This window comes from Bacillus sp. GMa5/1 (assembly GCF_050172015.1).
GTDB classification, from domain to species: domain Bacteria; phylum Bacillota; class Bacilli; order Bacillales; family Bacillaceae_G; genus Bacillus_A; species Bacillus_A cereus.
The window spans coordinates 1-21,046 of sequence record NZ_JBNLYC010000075.1 but is presented as its reverse complement, the minus strand read 5'-3'; the positions used below and the strand labels follow the sequence as shown (position 1 = coordinate 21,046).

Genomic DNA, 21,046 nt, shown 5'->3' with positions numbered 1-21,046 from the left:
TCGTAAACAACAAGAAGAGCAAAAACGTCAGGCTGATGAACAAGCTCGTAAACAACAAGAAGAACAAAAACGTCAGGCTGATGAACAAGCTCGTAAACAACAAGAAGAACAAAAAGCACAGCAAGCTCAAACACAACCAGCTAATGGTAATACTGATAGTGCATACTACAAAAATTGTGCTGCAGTTAGAGCAGCTGGGAAAGCTCCTTTACATAAAGGGCAACCAGGTTATAGCTCTCATCTTGATCGTGATGGCGATGGAATTGCATGTGAAAAATAGTAATAAAAAAGAAGCTTTTACTAAGCTTCTTTTTTATTAACGTAAAATATTACCACTTATTACTTTCCCCCTTATTTTAATAACATTCTTCTTATTATTCTCAAAAACGACACAGAATAAGTGATTTCAATCACTACATAGATTTTAATTTATCGCTATTCTTAATTTAGATATTACATTAAAACTTTATGGAGGCATTCATATGGAACATACATTTACTGAAACTTCAATTGTTGGTGAGATTGTTACACAATTTCCGAAAGCTAGTGATCTTTTTAAATCATATAGAATAGATTTTTGTTGTGGCGGTAATAAGCCACTTATTGATGCAATTCATGAAAGAAATTTATCAGCTACTGAAGTGCTTACAGAGTTAAATACGCTTTATCATAATACGAAACGATTAAATGAATCGGAAATTGATTGGAAAAATGCTTCTTATCGTGAATTGATTGATTATGTTATAAATAAGCATCATCGCTATTTAAATGAAGAATTACCACAGTTAAGTCCATATGTGACAAAAGTATTACGTGTTCATGGGGCAAGTCAGCCTCATTTAGCTCAAATTCATAAGCTATTTCATGAACTTAAAATGGAATTAGAACAGCATTTAATTAAAGAAGAAATGGAAGATTTCCCATTAATTTTAGAATTTGAACAAAATCCAACTGATGAAAATTATACAAAGTTACGTAAAGTAGTGGATGAACTAGAAAATGAGCACAATCATGCCGGAAATATTATAAAAGAACTTCGTAAAGTGACAAATGACTTTACTCCTCCAGAAGGCGCTTGCGGTACTTATCGACTTGTCTACCAACGTCTTGAAGCTCTAGAGTCTGATTTATTTGAGCATATTCATTTAGAAAATAATATTTTATTTCCGCGTGCCATTACGAAAGCATAAATCAAGTGCAGGACATGAGTGTAAATACTTATGGCCTGCTTTTTCGTTTTGCGAAAAATATTCACATCCCCTTCACATAAAACCGAATTTTAACAATTTGTGAATCATTATAAAAATGTGATAAATATCACATCTCCCCCTTATTTGATTTTCTATAATAAAAATATAATCCTTTGTTCAATATTTCACATAAAAAGGGGAAACGAAAATGAAAAAACGTTTAGTTATGATCGGAAATGGTATGGCTGGCATTCGCTGTATGGAAGAAATCTTAAAACATGATAGTGATTCATATGAGATTACTATTTTTGGAGATGAACCGCATCCAAACTACAACCGCATTATGCTTTCTCATGTTTTACAAGGCAAAACAAATATGCAAGATATCATTATGAATGAATACAGTTGGTATGAAGAAAACGAAATAACTTTGTATACGAATGAAAGAGTTCAAAGTATTAACCGAGAAGAAAAAATTATTATTACAGAAAAGAAGCGTACTCTTACATACGACAAGCTCATTATCGCAACAGGTTCTAGTGCTTTTATTTTACCTGTTGAAGGTTCCGCACTTTCTGGTGTAACAGGATTTCGAACTATTGAAGATACACAATTTATGATAGATACCGCTAAAGAAAAGAAAAAGGCCGTTGTCATTGGTGGCGGGTTACTCGGTTTAGAAGCCGCAAGAGGTCTAATTGATTTAGGAATGGACGTACATGTTGTTCATTTAATGCCTAGCTTAATGGAGCAACAACTAGATACGAAAGCAGCTGCTCTTCTGCGTGAAGATTTAGAAGCACAAAGCATGAAGTTTTTAATGGAAAAGAAAACTGTAAAAATTCTTGGTACAGACCATGTTGAGGGCATTCAATTTGAAGATGGTGAAGTTGTAGATTGTGATTTAATCGTAATGGCTGTCGGTATACGCCCAAATACGCAAATAGCAAAAGATGCTGGTCTAATTGTAAATCGCGGTATTGTAGTCAATGACTATATGCTAACAAATGATGAGTCCATTTATGCAGTTGGAGAATGTGCAGAGCATGACGGTATCGCATATGGACTTGTTGCTCCTCTTTATGAACAAGGTGCGATATTAGCAAAACATATAACAAATTTACAAACTGATGGATATTCGGGCAGTATCGTCGGTACACAATTAAAAGTTGCTGGTTGTGATTTATTCTCTGCTGGCCAAATTTATGAAGATGATCAAACGAAAGCAATATCCATCTTTAATGAATGTAAACGTTCCTATAAAAAAGTATTAATTCGTGATAATAAAGTCGTCGGTATCGTTTTATACGGTGATACAGCTGACGGTACCCGCCTCTTTAGCATGTTAAAGAAAGAAGAAGATATACAAGAATATACACCAGCTTCCATTCTTCACAAAGCTGGTGAAGAATGTGAACTTGACGTTGCTACTATGAGTGCGGATGACACAATTTGCGGATGTAATGGTGTTACGAAAGGCACAATCGTTCACGCCATTTTAGAACAGGAGTTAAAGACTTTTGAAGAAGTTAAAGCCTGTACGAAAGCCGCAGGGTCTTGTGGTAAATGTCGTCCGCTTGTAGAACAAGTTTTATCTCATACACTTGGAGATGCTTTTGATGCTTCTGCACAGTCTACCGGTATGTGCGGATGTACACCTTTATCACGTGATGAAGTCGTAGCGGCCATTCATGAGAAAGGTTTAAAATCTCCAAAAGAAGTACGAAACGTTCTTGGTTTTGTACATGAAGATGGATGTTCGAAATGTCGTCCTGCTTTAAACTACTATTTACGTATGGCGATTCCAGAAGAATATGAAGATGATAAATCATCCCGTTTCGTGAATGAAAGAATGAATGGTAACATCCAGCACGATGGTACCTTCTCTGTTATTCCACGTATGTACGGAGGCGTTACAACAGCAGATGATTTAATGAAAATTGCTGAAGTTGCGAAAAAGTACGATGTTCCACTTGTGAAAATTACAGGTGCGAGCCGAATTGGCTTATACGGTGTTAAGAAACAAGATTTACCTAACGTATGGGCTGAATTAAATATGGCTTCTGGATATGCGTATTCAAAATCTCTTCGTAATGTAAAATCATGTGTTGGCTCTCGTTTCTGCCGTTTCGGTACGAAAGATTCATTAGGACTTGGTATGTTGCTTGAACAATCATTAGAAATGGTAGATACACCTCATAAAATGAAGATGGGTGTAACGGGCTGTCCACGTAACTGTGCGGAAGTACTGACGAAAGATTTTGGCGTTGTTTGTGTCGAAAATGGATACCAACTTTATATTGGCGGAAATGGTGGTACGGAAGTACGCGAAGCTGATTTTGTAATGATTGTCCCTACTGAAGATGATGTCCTTCGCATCGCTACAGCTTACATGCAATATTATCGTGAAACTGGTATTTATGGAGAGCGTACTGCCTACTGGACAGAACGATTAGGCTTCGATCACATAAAGGAAATACTGCAAGATGCAAATATGGTCACTAAGTTAAATGAACGTTTCCAAAAAGCTCGTGGCACATATAAAGAAGCATGGGGACAAGCACTAGAAACGAAATCATTAAAAGCGATGTATGAAGTAGAAACTGTGAAATAAGGAGCTGTGATCTATATGATACAAACGAAAGAAAAAATAAAAGTTATGCGTGCAGAAGACCTTCCTATTCAAATCGGTAAAGAGGTGCAAATGAAAGGTATGTCTTTCGCCCTATTCCGCCTTTCAAATGGCGATATTCGAGCTGTAGAAAATCGTTGTCCTCATAAAAAAGGGCCATTAGCGGAAGGTATTGTATCTGGAGAATTCGTCTTTTGTCCCCTACATGATTGGAAAATTTCACTACTAACAGGTGAAGTTCAAAAACCTGATGACGGTTGTATTCAAACGTATGAAGTAGAAGTTATTGACGGGGATATTTATATATAAAAAGGAAGCCTCCCCTGGCTTCCTTTTAAATAAAAATAGACGAGGTGCGAATATGAACGGATATGTATATTTAGTTGGTGCAGGACCAGGTGATGAAGGGCTTATTACAAAAAAAGCGATAGAGTGCTTAAATCGTGCAGATATCGTCTTATATGACCGCTTATTAAACCCTTCCTTTCTTAATTATACAAAAGAAACATGTGAACTTATTTATTGCGGAAAAATGCCAAAGAATCATACTATGCGTCAAGAAATGATTAACTCACACCTCCTTCAATTTGCGAAAGAAGGAAAAATCATAGTCCGCTTAAAAGGCGGAGATCCATCTATTTTTGGCCGTGTTGGTGAAGAAGCAGAAACTTTAGCATCAGCAAATATTCCATATGAAATTGTACCAGGTATTACATCTAGCATCGCCGCTAGTATCTATGCAGGTATTCCCCTCACCCACCGTGACTACAGTAATAGCGTCACTTTATTAACCGGACATGCAAAAGGTCCTTTAACCGATCATGGAAAATATAATTCATCTTACAATAGCGACACGATTGCCTACTACATGGGTATAAAAAACTTACCTACAATTTGTGAAAACTTACTACAAGCAGGAAAAAAAGAAGATACGCCAGTAGCAGTCATTGAATGGGGTACAACTGGTAAACAGCGCGTTGTCACAGGGACACTGTCTACCATTGTTTCTATTGTCAAAAACGAAAATATTTCTAATCCTTCTATGACAATTGTTGGTGATGTCGTTTCCTTACGGGATCAAATCTCTTGGAAAGAACGCAAGCCATTGCACGGCAAGAAAGTTTTATTTGCATCTGCAACGAATAAAACAAGTTCAATGAAGCAAAAGTTACAAGAAGCCGGTGCAGAAATATATCAAATTCCTACTTTCAAAAAGGTAGAATACACATTAACACTTGAACAAATCAATGAAATTTTTAACGTTAATCGTCTTGTTTTTTGTTCAGCTGAAAGTGTAGAAATATTGATGCAATCATGTAGTAAACACCAAAAAGATATTCGTTCTTTACAAGCGCAACTACAACATATGAACGTTGCCACTCAAGAAAAACTTATGCAATATGGGCTACTAAGTAAACAAGCAGAGTTCTCTTCCAATACAACAGTTTATTTAGGACGAAACATTAACCGAATTGCTTTTATACAAGAAAAAATTGGTGCTGGTTCCTATATGATGACTCATGAGTACACAATTGATCATCGCTTCGATGAAATTCATTCACGTATGCTTTCTGAATTCTCATGGGATAGCATTGTATTTGAAGGTCGTGCTTCTATTGATACGTTTCTAGCAGAAATAAAACGCCTTGGCTTTATCAATATTCTTACTCTCCCATTCTCGTATACCGACGTTCCAACTTTATACTATGCAAATAAAGTTGGGTTTCATAACGTAGATCATCAATTACAAGAAACTCTTATGAAGAAAGACATGGTGAGACAATGAAAGGAATTGTATATGTTGGACATGGGAGCCGGCTACAAGAAGGTAATGAACAATTCATTCAATTTATTCAATCTGTTATGAAAGAGCGAAACGAAAGAATTCAAAAAATAGCTTTTCTAGAACTAACGACACCTACTATTTCGGATGCAGTTACAGAAACGATAATAGAGGGAGTAACTGAAATAATGATTGTACCTGTTTTATTATTTGCAGCAGCTCACTATAAACGTGATATTCCTTTTGAAATAGAACAACTACAAAAGAAATATCCACAAATAACATTTTCAGTTGTACCTCCTTTTAGTACACATCCACATATGGTGGAACTTGTAGTGAAAAGAATACGTGAAGCTATGCCAATGCAAAATAGTAGTATTTTACTCGTAGGACGAGGCAGTAGTGATACACAACCGATACATGAGTTACAACTAATCGGAGCAGCTGTCGAACGAAAACTTGGTATGCCAGTATCCTGTTCCTTTTTAACGAAAGGAACTCCCTCTTTTACTGCCGAGCTCAAGGATATAACATCGACTGCGTCCCATGTATATGTCATGCCATACCTTCTCTTTACCGGATTATTACTTCAAAAAATTGAATTGCATACAAAAAAATATAATCATGTTACGACTTGTAACTGTCTTCAGTTTGATACATATATGAAACTAACATTGTTAGAACGAATGGAGGAATGCATATATGTATAACATGTACCCTCTTATGTTTAATCTACAAAATAAAGTCGTTGTTATCATTGGTGGAGGTAAAATTGCATATCGAAAAGCGTCTGGATTAAAAGATACAGGCGCTTTCGTCACTGTTGTCAGCCCAGAAATTTGCGAGGAAATGAAGGAACTTTCTTATATTACTTGGAAGCAAAAAGCTTTTAGTAATGATGATATTAAAGATGCTCACCTTATTTATGCAGCTACAAATCAACACGCTGTAAATATGATGGTCAAACAGGCCGCTCATGATTTCCAGTGGGTTAACGTTGTAAGTGATGGTACAGAATCATCTTTTCACACACCTGGCGTTATAAGAAATAATGAATATGTTGTCACTATTTCAACTTCTGGTAAAGATCCATCATTTACGAAGCGTTTGAAGCAAGAACTAACATCTATATTGCCTAAACTTATAAAAAAGATTTCTCGTACACATAAATTGTAATCTATTTCTTAGTTAAAATAGTAATTACCTTTGGACAAACGTTTTTTAGGGGACGTTTGTTCTTTTTGTTGTAGTTCCGTTCTTTTATTTCACAAGTAATCTATGAAGAAAATAAATGGTGTTTGCAACTTGTAAACAAATAAATTTCATGACAAGTGTAACATTACGAGCAACTCTTTCTATTCAGTTTTTATATTGGATATTCATTCAACCAAATTAGCGCTTGTTCATAATCATCAAAAAACTCCACGGATTCTTTTGTATTGGATTGTTGTAAATACTTCAGTATCTCTCCTTCTTCAAGAAGAAATGCAATTGCCTTACTATGATTCAAAATGGTTTCATTGAAGAACTTATCTTTCCATACTTTTTGAACAGAAAAATGATTTGGGGTATACCCTTTTCTATCCACCAACACTTTGTATTTCCGACCCTCAGAAATAAATTGCTGACAAACCTGCTCAAAATCATTAAACCATTCATACACATCTTCTGTATTAATCTGGCCAATTAGATGGGTAACAATCAAATCTCCTGAAACTATTGTGCTGATATTCTGTTTACTCAACTTTTAATCATCTCCCTTAGTGGCAATTATGCATAAAATTCTTACTTGACACTCCCACCCCATCGCTATCACCCTAAGCTCATATAACTTTAATTATAAGCGAGATTGTGTCTTTTTTTCGCCAGTCTATATGTAAATACTTTAAAGATTTCCTTAACTAATCTGCCCTTTAATTGAATAACTTTTGACATCTTCATTTTAAAAGCAAATTCTTATAGAAAATAAGCGTTTATTGAGAGATCAATAAAAACATGTTGAAGCCTATTACTAAAAGAACCATCCCAAAATACTTTGGGATGGTTCTTTTTCCTTATTAATGATTTTTTAACATCACTAACAGCTTTTCTTGACTATACATCCACACTGTAATGATTAAACAAGCAAGTGCGACTTCTGATAATGCCATAAATCCAATTGCATAATGGCCTGTTAGTTGGAATAGTAATGTTAAAATTAGGGGCGGGAAGAACCCTCCTAGTCCGCCTAAAGCTGAAACAAGTCCATTTACAATACCTGCTTGTTCTGAGAAGTACATTGGAACGAGTTTAAAGATTGTACCATTACCAATGCCTGCACAAAATGCGACTAGTAAGCAACCAAATGTATACACGTTCATACTAGGCATGAATGATAAAATAATACCTGAAAGTGTTAAACCGATAAATACGAAGATTAATATTTTAAATGGATTAAACTTATCGCCGAGCCAACCACCAATCGGACGCATAATTGTTGCGAGTACAATGAATCCTGCAGTTCGCATACCAGCATCTACTTTCTCTAATCCGAAGTGAGATACTAAAAAGTTTGGTAAGTATACTGTAAATGCGACAAATGATCCGAATGTTAAAAAGTAAAAGATACATAAAAACCAAAGTTTCTCATTTTTATATACACCTTTTATTTGTTCCATTAATGGTGTATTCACCTTTTTCTCCTTACGATCACCTAATAAAAAGTTCATAAGTGCAAATGCTGCAAGTAAAACTAAATAACATTGTACTGTCGTTCTCCAGCCAACTGAAGTTGCGATAACAGGCGCTAAAAACGAAGTAATTGCTGTTCCGGCGTTACCGACACCGTAAATACCATTTACAAAACCATGACTCTCTTTCGGAAAGTATTTTGGTAAAGAAGTTACTCCTACAGAGAATACAGCACCACCGATTCCTACAAATAATCCACCAATAATTAAATCCATCATAGAATTGGCAACACTAATATAAAAGACAGGAAGTAATAATAGAATAAAACTAATAAAGAATAATTTTCTTGCTCCGAAACGATTTGTCCAATAACCAATTGGAATGCGAAGAACAGAACCTAAAATAACGGGTACTGCTGTGACCATAGAAATTTGCCCCGCAGTTAATGGGATATCCACTTTAATATAAGGCATTAATGATGATAAAATGACCCATACCATAAAACCTATAATTAGATTAGAAGTTTGTAAACTTAATTGAAAATTAGGACTTTTCATCCTGTTCCCTCCTATGTATGCATATTTATATTCATTCTCTCCAGCCTAATCACGTCGTAACATGATTAAGTCGAAAAGAATCAACCACCACTTACTGGCGGAATTATCGCTATGACATCGCCAGTTTGAATGATGTCATCCTCATTTGCATACTCTTCATTTATAGCTACCATGATTTCATTTGAAATCGCTACGTTGTATTTCTTAATGAGTACCTTCTTTAGTTCAGCAACTGTAATATTTTCACAATCGATTTGTAATGCTGGCTTACTTACTTCTTCTTGTAAATGTGCAAATAATAGTACTTCAATCATATTCTCATCTCCTCTTCAGGCTCACCATTCTCATATGCTACATTCTCTAACTGATCACCAATCCATGATTCACCATCTTCCCAAAATTCTTTCTTCCAAATTGGAACGATTTGTTTTATACGCTCCATAATATATTCGTTCGCCTCATATGCAGCTTTCCGGTGTGGTGTAGAAACAGCGACGACAACAGCAAGATCAGAAATTTGTAATGTACCAATGCGATGTGTAATGGCGACAAATGTCCCAGGCCACCTCTCTCCTACTTCAGTACCAATTCTCTCAAGTTGTTTTTCTGCCATTGTTTTATATGCTACATACTCTAAATGTAGCGTACGACGCCCTTTCGTAAATTCTCTAACAGTACCAACGAAAGTAGTAACTGCGCCGCACTCACGACGAATTACTTTGTTTGTAACTTCCTCAATTGAAATAGGTGTATCAATTACTTCATAATACGTTTGTATCATTTTGCACCTCTTATCTTTGTATAAGTTAGTAATCTATTTTTCTATTATTTGTATGATCGAAGTGGTTCTTCCCACGGCCACTCACTTCCAGCGTTTGATTCTAATAACAGTACCGAAACAGTTATTCCTGCTTCAAATCCTCTCGTTCCTCCTGGCAGGACGATAAATGCGTTCGCCTCTGCAAGTGAAGAAATTGCACTAGATTTATCTAAACCAACTGGTGTAACTTGTAATTGACCATCTACAAATTCCACTCTCCCTCTTACAAAACGAGTAAACGGATTTGCTTTCGAAATGTCTTTCTGTAATATTGCCTCTGCACGATATATGTGCGGATCTTTCCTATGCAAGTATGTTCCAATGACAGGTCGAACAAACAATTCACATCCGACATAACAAGCAGAAGGATTACCAGATAGACCAAATAATAGTTTTCCCTCTAACTCAGCTACAGTTGTCACACTTCCTGGTCGCATCGCTATTTTGTTAAAAAGTACATTAGCTTGTAATCTCTCATAAATAGCCGGTAAATAATCATAGTCTCCTACTGAAACGCCACCAGTTGTAATTAATATATCAACTTCTTTTATCGCTTTTTTTACAGTGTTATAACACGTCTCAAAATTGTCAGCGAATTGCCCATAATACTGTACAATTCCACCTGCTCGTTCAATTTGAGCAGCTACCATATAAGAGTTACTATTTCGAATCTTCCCTGGCTTTAATTGTTCATGTACTTCGAGCAGTTCACTTCCTGTCGTTACAATTCCAATGACTGGCTGTTTTACAACATATACCGTACTATAACCAAACGTAGCAAGAAGCGCTGCAACTCCAGGATTAATAACAGTCCCTTTTTTCACAAGGATGCTATTTTGGTTTACATCTTCTCCTTTAAGAGAAATGTTATCGCCAGAAGAGAAAGAGCGTTTTAATACCATATAAATCTTTTCGTTTTCTTCAAATCCTTCCGTTAGCTCTAACATAACAACCGCATTACACCCTTCCGGAATTGCGGCACCTGTCATAATACGGACAGCTTGAAATGCTTTCACTTCTTCTGTAAAAACAAAGCCTGCTCCAATTTCGCCAATTACTTCAAACTGAATGGGGTTACTACTACTCGCTTCTTTTGTATCTTCCGCTCGAATCGCAAACCCGTCGTACGGAGAGCGATCAAAATGCGGAACATCATGATCTGCAATAACATCTTCTCCAAGTGTTCTACCGTAGCTTTCTATAAGAGAAACCTTTTCTATTTCACCTTGGTAAGCATATTCCATTACACGTGCAACTGCTTCTGCCACTGGAATTGGTATACGTTTTTCTAACATTCTTTTTTCACCTCGTTTTAATAAGGGGCAACTCTCTTTCTGTTCATCCTATATATTTTGCGTATAATCGTTTTGCTATTTTCACATCATTTGTTCCATGAATAAATGCCCTACCGTCTGTAAATAAAACGAAACGATATTCATCAATTAGAAATGATAGTAAGTAAGGCGTTTTTTGGACAAGTACACTTTTTTGTAATCGTTTTTGAACTTCCTCTAAATGAAGAACACGTTTTATCCCTGGACGGATTTGAACCGTATTCCGTCCACATAGCACTTCCGTTTTCATCTGTGCTTCAAATGTTAAACTTGGATACGTGCGTGTATTTCCACAAGATGGACATGTATTTTTCTTCTGTCTATTTACTTTTAATGAGAGATATTGATTGTTCCAAATATCAAATGATAACATTGTCCCTCTTAATGATTCATAATCATCCACCAATATTTTCATCGCCTCTGTAACTTGGTGAGCAACAACCATTTGTACAGCTGGCTGAATGATTCCGGCTGTATCGCATGTTGCACCGCCCATAGGATGATCCATTAGACAGCGAAAACATGGTGTTTTCCCAGGAAGAATTGTATACGTTACACCGTAACTCCCAATGCATCCGCCATATATCCAAGGTATATTTTCTTTTTGTGAAATGTCATTTATAAGTAGACGCGTATCGAAATTGTCAGTCGCATCTAATATGAGATCCACATCTTTTGTTAACTCTTCTATTTCTCGCATTGTGACATCTGTTACAACTGGTACATTTTCCACTTCAGAATTAATCTTTCTTACATGTTCTGCTGCTGCAATTGCTTTTGGTTTACACTGCTGCGCATCTTCTTCTGTATATAACTGCTGCCGCTGTAAATTACTCCATTCGACGTAGTCACGATCAGCAATTGTCAATTTCCCAATTCCCATCCTAGCAAGTGCTTCTGCATTCGCAGCTCCTAGCGCACCCGCACCGATTAGGAGCACATGCTTTTCTCTTATTTTTCTTTGTCCCATTTCACCAATTCCAGAAAACAACACTTGTCTTGAATAACGCTCTTGCATAAGAAATCCCCCTTTCACTATCCACCAATGTAAGACATTTCAACTTTTGGACGTTTACTTGTATTCTCAACCGTTCTTTCATCTGAATATCGATCTGTTCTATATCGCCATGTATCATTTAAAATTTTTAATAGTGATGCATCAGAAATATTTTCTCGAAGAAGCGTTCGCAAATCCGTTCCTTTCGCTCCAAATAGGCACGTGAAAAACTTGCCGTCTGCCGAAATACGAGCTCTCGTACAAGAAGAACAAAATGACTCAGAAACAGAAGTAATAAATCCAACTTCTGCATTACTCCCTACATATCGATACAATTTCGCAACCTCTCCAAAATAACGAGGCTGAGCGGGCTCAATTGGATATACACGATTAATTTTCTCTATTAATTGTTCCTTCGTAATGACTTCTTCAAAATTCCATCCGTTTGTACTGCCTACATCCATAAACTCAATGAAACGGAGCTGAATTTCTTTTTCTTTAAAATAACGAGCCATATGAAGAATTTGACTATCATTCATCCCTTTTTTTACGACCATATTTACCTTTACTTCTAATCCAGCAGCATTTGCTGCTTCTATTCCTTTCAGTACAGGTTTTGTACTTACATTTCTTCCGTTAATTTTTTTGAAGACATGGTCCTCTATCGCATCTAAACTAATATTTACACGTTTTAATCCCGCGTCTTTTAGCGCCTTAGCTTGTTTTGCTAAATGAATTCCGTTTGTTGTGAGTCCAATGTCTTTTAAGCCTTCTAGATTTGTAAGTCTTGCAATTAATTTCGGTAAGTCTTTACGCAATAAAGGTTCACCGCCAGTAAGCCTAATTTTATTAACTCCCATACTTATAAATAATCTAGCTAACCTTTCTATTTCATTAAATGTTAATAAACACTCTTTCTGTAAAAAAGCATAATCAGGTCCGAACACTTCAGCAGGCATACAATATGTGCACCTAAAATTACAACGATCAATAACTGAAATGCGTAAATCTTGAAGTGGCCGCTTTAAAGAATCTTTCATGTTCTCGTGCATCTATATCCCTTCTTTTCTGCTGCAATCCTTAGTAAGCTTTCATTTTTTTATTTGCCTTCATTATAAAAAAGAAGCTACATATTCAATGTGACTTTTCTCACATCACTTTCCCCATTCAAAAAATTTTCACAAATCCGTTCGCATTTTGTTCACATCTTTAGCCACTCCTCCTTACGGTCATTGAAATTTCAATTTATTTTTAAATAGCTCTTGCATTTTCATCATACTTACACTCAAAATAGGAAATGTATTGCTTATAAGAAGAAAGGTGATCACTGTGGCAAACAGTATGACATTATCTCAAGATTTAAAAGAATTACTTGCATCTGTTGAATATAAAATGCAGATAAAAAAAGGTAGTTTTATTTTTCAAGAAGGTATGGAGGCAACAGAACTCTATATCATTCACTCAGGGAAAGTACAAATTAGTAAACTTAGTGCTGACGGACAAGAATTAACACTTCGAATTTGTTCGGAATATGACATTATTGGAGAATTAACATTGTTCACGGATAATGCAAAATATTTATTAAACTCAAAATGTCTTGAAGATGTTGAAGTAGGTGTAATAAAACGTGAAGCGTTAGAAAAAGCATTACTCCAAAAACCCGCTCTTGTATTTGAATTTATGAAATGGATTAGTGAACATTTAAGAAGAATGCAAACGAAGTTCCGAGATTTAGTATTACACGGCAAAAAAGGTGCCCTGTACTCTACTCTTATACGAATGACAAATAGTTACGGTGTATTAAAAGAAAATGGTATTCTCATCGATTTACCATTAACGAATCAAGAACTCGCTAATTTCTGTGCAACTTCACGTGAAAGTGTAAATCGAATGTTAAATGAATTAAAAAAGCAAGGTACAATTTCAATTCATAAAGGAAAGATTACAATCCACGATTTACAATTTTTAAAATGTGAAATTGCTTGTGAAGATTGCTCTGCTTCTGTTTGTAGCATTGATTAGCATCTTATTTAGATGCTAATCTTTTTTCAATTTAAACTACTTATTAACATTTATTCCCTATGTAAACAAAAACGAGGCCTTCCATATTAGACCTCGTTTCGTTTTAACCATTAGCTCCTATCCGTTTACAGCAGTATTATTTTTTCAACTCATTAGGAATACGTCTTCTGTAAATCACATAACTACGGCTTACATATTTAATTGGGGCACTAAATACATGTACAAGTCTTGTAAATGGCCACACTGCGAAAAGCCCCATCCCTGCGAGAATGTGAATTTTAAACCATATTGGTACTTCCATCATATATTCAACTTTCGGTTGGAAAATAAAGAGACTTCGGAACCAAGGGCCAATCGTTGTACGATAATCAAATCCTTTTGAATCGATATTTAAAAATGTTGAGGAAAGTCCTGCTAGCATTACGATAAGTAATAAAATAAGCGCAATATAATCTCCCTTTGTACTCGTTGCAATGATACGTTTTACAGTTACGCGGCGGTACGTTAATATAATTAAACCGCTAATAGAAGCAACACCTGCCGGAAGCCCAAAACTAATTGCTACTACATGATACATATGCTCAGAGATACCTACTGAACGGTATACAGCTTCTGGAATTAAAATCCCCATAACATGACCGCCAATTACGAACATGATCCCAAAGTGAAATAATAGACTTCCGAGTCGGAGCATTTTCTTTTCTAATAGTTCACTAGATTTTGATGTCCATCCAAATTGATCATAGTTGTATCTAAAAATATGTCCACCGATAAAGATTGCAAAAATGATATAGGGAAACAATACCCATAGAAATTGATCCATCATTTTAACAACTCTCCTTTCTAATTTGTCTGTACACCCCATGTTTCGATAGCGAGTAGAACAGCCGCAAGAATTGGTTCATACATACTGTCTGCTTCTTTTAATTGAACGTGTAACGCTTGTATATTCTCCGTGTATTTACTCATAATTGATTCACTGTCTATCTCATTTGCATTTGCAAAGAACTCAAGCAATAGCGGTAAATAATCAGGTAATTCTTTATCTGTTACTTCAAAACCAGATTTTTTATAATGCTGTTTTAACTCCAGTAATTCAATACCTCTTTCTCTTTGTTCACCAGTGTTCATATAAGTAAGATACATATTTGTTTTCTTACCAAAATCGAATGTATATACGTAACTATCAATGAGTTGATCATTCGTTTTATTTAGCACTTGCTTTATAAAGGCTGTAAGTGACGCTTTAACGTCTTCCTGTTTTATTGTTTCAACCTCTTCTTGCAATTCAGTTACAGCTTCTCTCCACCCTAGTTCAGGATAGGAGAGAAGAAAAGAAGAACAAGAAAAAGCTGTTTGTAAACTTTGTCTCATAATTTTCTGCCCCCTTTATTTAAGAAATTGTCATACAAGAGCCTGGACCACCTGTGAATGATAAACCACAGCTTCCTTGTTCGCTATATAAATCTGCCACTTGTTCACGGTGAGATGTCGGGATAACGAAGCGATCTTTATATTTCGCAATGGCAAGAAGACGATACATATCTTCTACATCCTGTTTCGTTAAACCAAGTTCTTTTAATACAGCTTCATTTGGCTCTTTATTAATTTGCAGTGCTCTCATATATGTTCGCATAACAGCCATTTTTTTCAATGTAAGACGAATGTGTGATTCATCCCCTGCAGTGAGTAAATTCGCTAAATATTGAATTGGAATACGCATATTATCAATTGCAGGGAAAACCTCTTCTGCTTGCCAGTTACTACCTTTCCCTTCCACCATGTTCATAATTGGGCTAAGCGGAGGGATATACCAAACCATCGGCATTGTACGATACTCCGGGTGAAGAGGCAGAGCAATTTTCCAATCGATAATCATTTTATAGATAGGTGACTGTTGTGCTGCTTTAATCCATTCTTCAGGAATGCCTTGTTTTTTCGCTTCAGCTGCTATTTCTGGATCATTTGGATCTAGGAAAACAGTAAGCTGAGATTCATATAAATCTTTTTCGTCTTCAACAGAAGCTGCTTCTTTTACTTTATCAGCGTCATATAGCATTACCCCAATATACCTGATACGTCCTACACATGTTTCTGAACAAATTGTTGGCATACCAGCTTCAATACGTGGGAAGCACATTGTACATTTTTCAGCTTTATTCGTTTGCCAGTTAAAATACACTTTTTTATATGGACAAGATGATACGCAGAATCTCCATGCGCGACATGCATTTTGATCTACAAGAACAATTCCATCTTCTTCACGTTTATACATCGCACCAGATGGACAAGATGATACGCAAGATGGATTCATACAATGTTCACATATGCGTGGTAAATACATCATAAAGACGTTTTCAAAATCTGTTTTAATTTCTTCTTCCATTTTCTTTACGTTTGGATCTTGCAATCCAGTTATATGTCCGCCTGCTAAGTCATCTTCCCAGTTTGGACCCCATTCAATTTTGTCGATAAATTCGCCTGTAATTGCTGATTTCGGACGAGCAACTGGCTGATGCTTACGCTGCGGACTATTTGTTAACGTTTCATAATCATAGTTCCAAGGTTCAAAGTAATCATCAATCGTTGGTTGATCTGGATTGTGGAAAATATTCATAAGACGTTTCATTTTCGAACCGGATTTTAGCTGAATTTCACCATTTTTCAATTCCCAGCCGCCTTTATATTTCTCCTGATCTTCCCATTGTTTCGGATAACCAATACCTGGTTTCGTTTCTACGTTATTGAAATACATATATTCAGCACCTGGACGATTTGTCCAGGTGTTTTTGCATGTTACGCTACAAGTATGACAGCCGATGCATTTATCTAGGTTCATTACCATTCCGACTTGTGCTTTAATCTTCAAGCCAATCTACCTCCTTCAGTTTACGGATTACAACATTTAAATCACGCTGGTTCCCAGTTGGACCATAATAGTTAAATCCATAACTTAATTGACCATATCCACCAATCATATGTGTCGGTTTTACGTGAATTCGAGTTGGACTATTATGCGTTCCCCCGCGATTACTTGTTAATTTCGTACCAGGTACGTTAATGTGACGATCTTGCGCATGATGCATAAATGCCATTCCTCTCGGTATACGGTGCGTTACAACAGCACGCGCTACAACAACACCGTTACGATTAAAGCACTCAATCCAATCATTATCTGCAACACCCGCTTCAGCAGCGTCCTCTTTATTCATCCAAACAGTTGGACCACCTCTAAATAGCGTTAACATCGGTAATGAATCGAAGTACATACTATGAATCGACCACTTATTATGCGGTGTTAAATAGTTTAATGTAATTTCTTTCCCTTCTACTTCAGGTCGTGATTTACGGAACGGTTTATGTTGCAGAATTGGTTTAAATGTTGCCATCGTTTCACCAAATTCTTTCATCATGTCATGGTCTAAGTAGAAAGATTGTCGACCAGTTATCGTTCTCCAAGGGATGAGACGTTCCACATTTGTTGTAAACGGTGAGTAACGTCGTCCACCTTTTTCTGAACCTGTAAAGGCCGGAGAAGTAATTACTGTTTTCGGTTGTGCTGTAATTTGTTCGAATGTAAAGCATTCTTCTTCACGTTCTTCTGCTAAATCACGTAGTTTTAAATCTGTTTGTTTTTCAAGTGCTTCCCATGCTTTTACTGCCATATGACCGTTTGTTGTAGAAGATAGTGTTAATACCGCTTCAGCAGCATTGATTGCTTCTTTGATGTCTGGACAACCTTTCGCGATAGAATCCGTTCGAACGACTCCTAATTTGCTCTTTAATTGCTCATACTCTTTTTCTGCTGACCAAGAGATCCCTTTCGTACCAATCGGTTGTTTTCCGGCATTTGGTCCAAGCGCAGTCATTTTGTCATAAATCGTTTTATAATCCCTTTCAACAACGTGAATTTGTGGCATCGTTTTACCTGGGATTGGTTCACATTCACCTTTACTCCAATCTTTAATCTTGCCAAGTGGTTGCGCTAATTCTTGCGGTGTATCATGAAGAAGCGGTGTTGCCACAACTTCTTTCATTGGTTCAAGATCGATTTTCTTCGCTAAATCAGACACTGCTTTAGAAAGAGAAGTGAAAATATCCCAGTCAGAGCGCGCTTCCCACGGTGAACCGATTGCCGGATTAAATGGATGTACAAATGGATGCATATCTGTACTGCTTAAATCGTGTTTTTCGTACCAAGTTGAAGCAGGTAAGACGATATCAGAATACAGTGCTGTTCCAGCCATACGGAAATCTAAATTAATGAGTAAATCAAGCTTCCCTTCTGGCGCTTCTTCATGCCACTTTATTTCTTCTGGTCGTAATGAATCACTGTCGTCATTCATTAACCCGTTTGTTGTACCTAATAAATGTTTTAAGAAATATTCATGTCCTTTACCAGAACTCGAAATTAAATTCGCACGCCATACGAATAAGTTGCGCGGGAAGTTGTTTTTGTTATCTGGATCTTCAATCGCAAATTTCAGTTCTTTTTCTTTTAATTTTTGTGCAACATATTTTCCGATTTCTTCTTGCGTTGTTGCACCAGCAGCAACAGCCTCTTTATATAATTCAATTCCATTTTTCTCGAATGTTGGATAAGAAGGTAACCAGCCAAGTCGTGCAGCTAATACGTTGTAATCACCGTGATGTTGATAACGAGAGTTACCTTCAACTGGTGATGCTAAATGTCCAACAGGTGTATCTTCATAACGCCATTGATCTGTTACGAAATAGAAGAAGGATGTACCGTTTTGTAATTTCGGTGGACCTTGCCAATCTTTTGCCATCGCGATTGTTTGCCATCCTTCTGCTGGTCTTAATTTTTCTTGACCAACATAATGAGCCCAACCACCGCCGTTTACACCTTGTGCTCCAACGAGAAGAACAAGATTTAAAACGGCGCGATAAATCGTATCAGAGTTAAACCAATGGTTAATACCCGCTCCGACAATTATCATTGAGCGACCATTCGTATCAACAGCATTTTGTGCGAACTCACGAGCGATTTGAATAATAAGCTCACGTTTTACTCCTGTCATTTTCTCTTGCCATGCAGGTGTAAACGGTATATCATCATTGAAGTCTTTCGGTTCTTGTCCGCCAAGCCCTCGGTTCACACCGTAATTTGCTAACGTTAAGTCGTATACAGTTGTAACGAACAATTCGCCCTCTTCTGTCATAACCTTTTTCACTGGAATTGTACGTTCTAATACTTTGTTTCCATCATCAGAGAAGTACGGAATTTGTACAGTTCCAATCGCTTCTTCCATTCCAAGTAAAGAAAGACGTGGATCAATCTTTTCACCTGTTTCTTCATCTTCTAAACGCAAGTTCCATTTCTTTTCATTATCCCAACGTGACCCCATTGTGCCGTGAGGTGTTGCAAAATCATTCGTATTCTCGTTCCAAAGAACAGGTTTCCATTCCCCTAACTTCGTTTCTCGTCCAATATCAGAAGCATTTAAGAACCGATCAGCAACGAATTGATCTCCTTTTTGTTTCAATGTGACAAAGAAAGGAAAATCAGTATATTGCTTCGCATACTTTGTGAAATATTCCACTTGATTATCCACGTAAAATTCTTGTAAGATTACGTGTCCCATTGCCATCGCAAGTGCACCGTCTGTACCTTGTTTCACACTAATCCAATCATCCGCAAACTTTGTTGATTCAGCGAAATCAGGACTGACAGAAACGACTTTCGTTCCTTTATATCGAACCTCTGCTAAAAAGTGTGCATCTGGTGTTCTCGTCATTGGTACATTTGAACCCCATGTCATAATGTAACCAGAGTTATACCAGTCACTACTTTCTGGTACATCTGTTTGATCACCCCAAATTTGAGGAGAAGCTGGTGGTAAATCCGCATACCAATCATAGAAGCTAAGCATCGGTCCACCCATAAGTTGCATAAAGCGACTACCAGCAGCATGACTTAACATCGACATAGCTGGAATTGGTGAAAAGCCAACATTTCGGTCTGGACCGTATTTCATTACTGTGTACAGTAATGAAGCTGAAACGAGTTGTAACACTTCATCCCAATTCGCACGAATGAATCCCCCTTTACCACGCGCCTGCTTATACGTACGTGCCTTTTCACGGTTTTCCACAATGCTTTTCCAAGCCTCTAATGGTGACTCGTTATTTTGCAATTCTTCTTGCCACATATTCCAAAGAACACCACGTACATACGGGTATTTCACACGAAGTGGACTATAAATGTACCAAGAAAAACTTGCTCCACGTGGGCATCCTCGCGGTTCAAAATCTGGCATATCAGGACCTGTAGTCGGATAGTTAAGCTCCTGCCCTTCCCAAGTTACAATTCCATCTTTCACATATATATTCCAGCTACATGAACCAGTACAGTTCACGCCGTGTGTAGAACGAATTACTTTATCATGCTGCCAACGCTTTCTGTACACATTTTCCCATTCGCGATCTTCATATGTTTCTTGTGTATGATTATCGTTATAACGATCTATTGGCGAAAAATATTTTAAACGTCTCATTAGTGCTGAAGTTTTTTTCTTCATACTGTTCACTCCTTTAATACGTCTCTCTTACATACCCTTACTATAAGAGAGGTTGTAAAATACAGATGTGACATTTCGCACAGTTCAAGAGATTGTCAAAAATTCCGGAAAAAATATAAAAAAGTGAAAATCTAATCAGTGTGGAGGGCTCACATCCTTCACCGACTGTTAAATTACTTCCTTGCTTCTAGCAAAGTTTAAGATGAAGTACAGATAATAATGAGCTTGCAAAAAATTTCTTATATAATAGAGGCAGTAATTTGGGAGTAGTTAAATTTAATATACCTAAATCGTTAGATGAGTTAATAAATGAAAATACAATACTTTAAATCCACCATATCAAGGGCAACTATCCTGAAAATAGTTGAACAAAAAACGCCAGGAAATCCATATGAATTGTCAGCAACTTAGATTGAATCAATAGAAGAATACAACAAGAATGGCAGGATTTTAAGATAATAATACAAGGAGTATATTATGAAATTAGAACCGCTTTACG

At 36.7% G+C, this 21,046-nt stretch carries 19 protein-coding genes; 8 read left to right on the top strand and 11 right to left on the bottom strand.

Translation table 11 applies throughout. The features are described from left to right. The 7 genes from ACQGSG_RS17465 to ACQGSG_RS17435 all read left to right on the top strand — a co-directional run. On the top strand, window positions 1–280 hold a 280-nt coding region (locus ACQGSG_RS17465), incomplete at its 5' end, for an excalibur calcium-binding domain-containing protein (protein ID WP_426947728.1). Between the two features lie 202 nt (window positions 281–482). Beyond that, window positions 483–1,190 carry an iron-sulfur cluster repair di-iron protein gene (gene ric, locus ACQGSG_RS17460; protein WP_000401360.1) on the top strand — a complete coding sequence of 236 codons (708 nt, stop codon included), beginning with the start codon at window positions 483–485 and terminating at the stop codon, window positions 1,188–1,190. Between the two features lie 208 nt (window positions 1,191–1,398). Beyond that, window positions 1,399–3,804, top strand: coding sequence for an NADPH-nitrite reductase large subunit (gene nirB, locus ACQGSG_RS17455; RefSeq protein ID WP_044584405.1), 2,406 nt, complete (start codon window positions 1,399–1,401; stop codon window positions 3,802–3,804). A gap of 15 nt (window positions 3,805–3,819) precedes the next feature. Next, window positions 3,820–4,131, top strand: coding sequence for a nitrite reductase small subunit NirD (gene nirD / locus ACQGSG_RS17450; RefSeq protein ID WP_325842639.1), 312 nt, complete (start codon window positions 3,820–3,822; stop codon window positions 4,129–4,131). Window positions 4,132–4,183: 52 nt separating this feature from the next. Beyond that, window positions 4,184–5,608 (top strand): uroporphyrin-III C-methyltransferase, encoded by a 1,425-nt coding sequence (locus ACQGSG_RS17445; RefSeq protein ID WP_061139406.1) that lies wholly within the window; start codon window positions 4,184–4,186, stop codon window positions 5,606–5,608. After that, complete coding sequence (locus tag ACQGSG_RS17440) at window positions 5,605–6,315, top strand: sirohydrochlorin chelatase (RefSeq protein ID WP_000676474.1); 711 nt, start codon at window positions 5,605–5,607, stop codon at window positions 6,313–6,315. The genes ACQGSG_RS17445 and ACQGSG_RS17440 overlap by 4 nt, the downstream gene beginning before the upstream one ends. After that, a complete protein-coding gene (locus ACQGSG_RS17435) occupies window positions 6,308–6,781 on the top strand; it encodes a precorrin-2 dehydrogenase (RefSeq protein ID WP_000282595.1) in 474 nt (157 codons plus the stop codon). Before ACQGSG_RS17440 ends, ACQGSG_RS17435 begins: the two co-directional genes overlap by 8 nt. Window positions 6,782–6,971: 190 nt before the next feature. Here ACQGSG_RS17435 and ACQGSG_RS17430 read toward each other — a convergent pair whose 3' ends face one another. The 7 genes from ACQGSG_RS17430 to moaA all read right to left on the bottom strand — a co-directional run bounded on the left by ACQGSG_RS17430 (window position 6,972) and on the right by moaA (window position 13,035). After that, entirely contained in the window at window positions 6,972–7,349 is a 378-nt protein-coding gene (locus ACQGSG_RS17430; protein ID WP_000043364.1) for an STAS/SEC14 domain-containing protein, read from the bottom strand. A gap of 313 nt (window positions 7,350–7,662) precedes the next feature. Further along, window positions 7,663–8,832, bottom strand: a complete 1,170-nt coding sequence (gene narK, locus ACQGSG_RS17425) for a nitrate transporter NarK (RefSeq protein WP_000841857.1) — start codon at window positions 8,830–8,832, stop codon at window positions 7,663–7,665. An 80-nt stretch (window positions 8,833–8,912) separates the two neighbouring features. Next, window positions 8,913–9,146 carry a molybdopterin converting factor subunit 1 gene (moaD, locus tag ACQGSG_RS17420; protein ID WP_000573681.1) on the bottom strand — a complete coding sequence of 78 codons (234 nt, stop codon included), beginning with the start codon at window positions 9,144–9,146 and terminating at the stop codon, window positions 8,913–8,915. Beyond that, window positions 9,143–9,613 carry a molybdenum cofactor biosynthesis protein MoaE gene (locus ACQGSG_RS17415; RefSeq protein WP_000616829.1) on the bottom strand — a complete coding sequence of 157 codons (471 nt, stop codon included), beginning with the start codon at window positions 9,611–9,613 and terminating at the stop codon, window positions 9,143–9,145. Before ACQGSG_RS17415 ends, moaD begins: the two co-directional genes overlap by 4 nt. Window positions 9,614–9,657: 44 nt before the next feature. Then, window positions 9,658–10,947, bottom strand: a complete 1,290-nt coding sequence (locus ACQGSG_RS17410; RefSeq protein ID WP_000890783.1) for a molybdopterin molybdotransferase MoeA — start codon at window positions 10,945–10,947, stop codon at window positions 9,658–9,660. A 43-nt stretch (window positions 10,948–10,990) separates the two neighbouring features. Then, window positions 10,991–12,004 (bottom strand): molybdopterin-synthase adenylyltransferase MoeB, encoded by a 1,014-nt coding sequence (locus tag ACQGSG_RS17405; RefSeq protein ID WP_325842640.1) that lies wholly within the window; start codon window positions 12,002–12,004, stop codon window positions 10,991–10,993. Window positions 12,005–12,021: 17 nt separating this feature from the next. Continuing rightward, complete coding sequence (moaA, locus tag ACQGSG_RS17400) at window positions 12,022–13,035, bottom strand: GTP 3',8-cyclase MoaA (RefSeq protein ID WP_000545033.1); 1,014 nt, start codon at window positions 13,033–13,035, stop codon at window positions 12,022–12,024. A gap of 277 nt (window positions 13,036–13,312) precedes the next feature. Here moaA and ACQGSG_RS17395 point away from each other — a divergent pair, with 277 nt between their 5' ends. After that, window positions 13,313–14,005, top strand: a complete 693-nt coding sequence (locus ACQGSG_RS17395; protein WP_000013866.1) for a Crp/Fnr family transcriptional regulator — start codon at window positions 13,313–13,315, stop codon at window positions 14,003–14,005. Between the two features lie 136 nt (window positions 14,006–14,141). Here ACQGSG_RS17395 and narI read toward each other — a convergent pair whose 3' ends face one another. Genes narI through ACQGSG_RS17375 form a run of 4 tightly spaced genes read right to left on the bottom strand, consistent with a single transcriptional unit; the run spans window position 14,142 to window position 20,547 of the window. Then, entirely contained in the window at window positions 14,142–14,831 is a 690-nt protein-coding gene (gene narI / locus ACQGSG_RS17390) for a respiratory nitrate reductase subunit gamma (RefSeq protein ID WP_000969222.1), read from the bottom strand. Between the two features lie 17 nt (window positions 14,832–14,848). Further along, entirely contained in the window at window positions 14,849–15,379 is a 531-nt protein-coding gene (gene narJ, locus ACQGSG_RS17385; protein ID WP_001249926.1) for a nitrate reductase molybdenum cofactor assembly chaperone, read from the bottom strand. A 19-nt stretch (window positions 15,380–15,398) separates the two neighbouring features. Beyond that, window positions 15,399–16,874 (bottom strand): nitrate reductase subunit beta, encoded by a 1,476-nt coding sequence (gene narH / locus ACQGSG_RS17380; RefSeq protein WP_000692664.1) that lies wholly within the window; start codon window positions 16,872–16,874, stop codon window positions 15,399–15,401. Further along, window positions 16,864–20,547, bottom strand: coding sequence for a nitrate reductase subunit alpha (locus ACQGSG_RS17375; protein ID WP_000730782.1), 3,684 nt, complete (start codon window positions 20,545–20,547; stop codon window positions 16,864–16,866). Before ACQGSG_RS17375 ends, narH begins: the two co-directional genes overlap by 11 nt. Window positions 20,548–21,046: the final 499 nt, after the last annotated feature.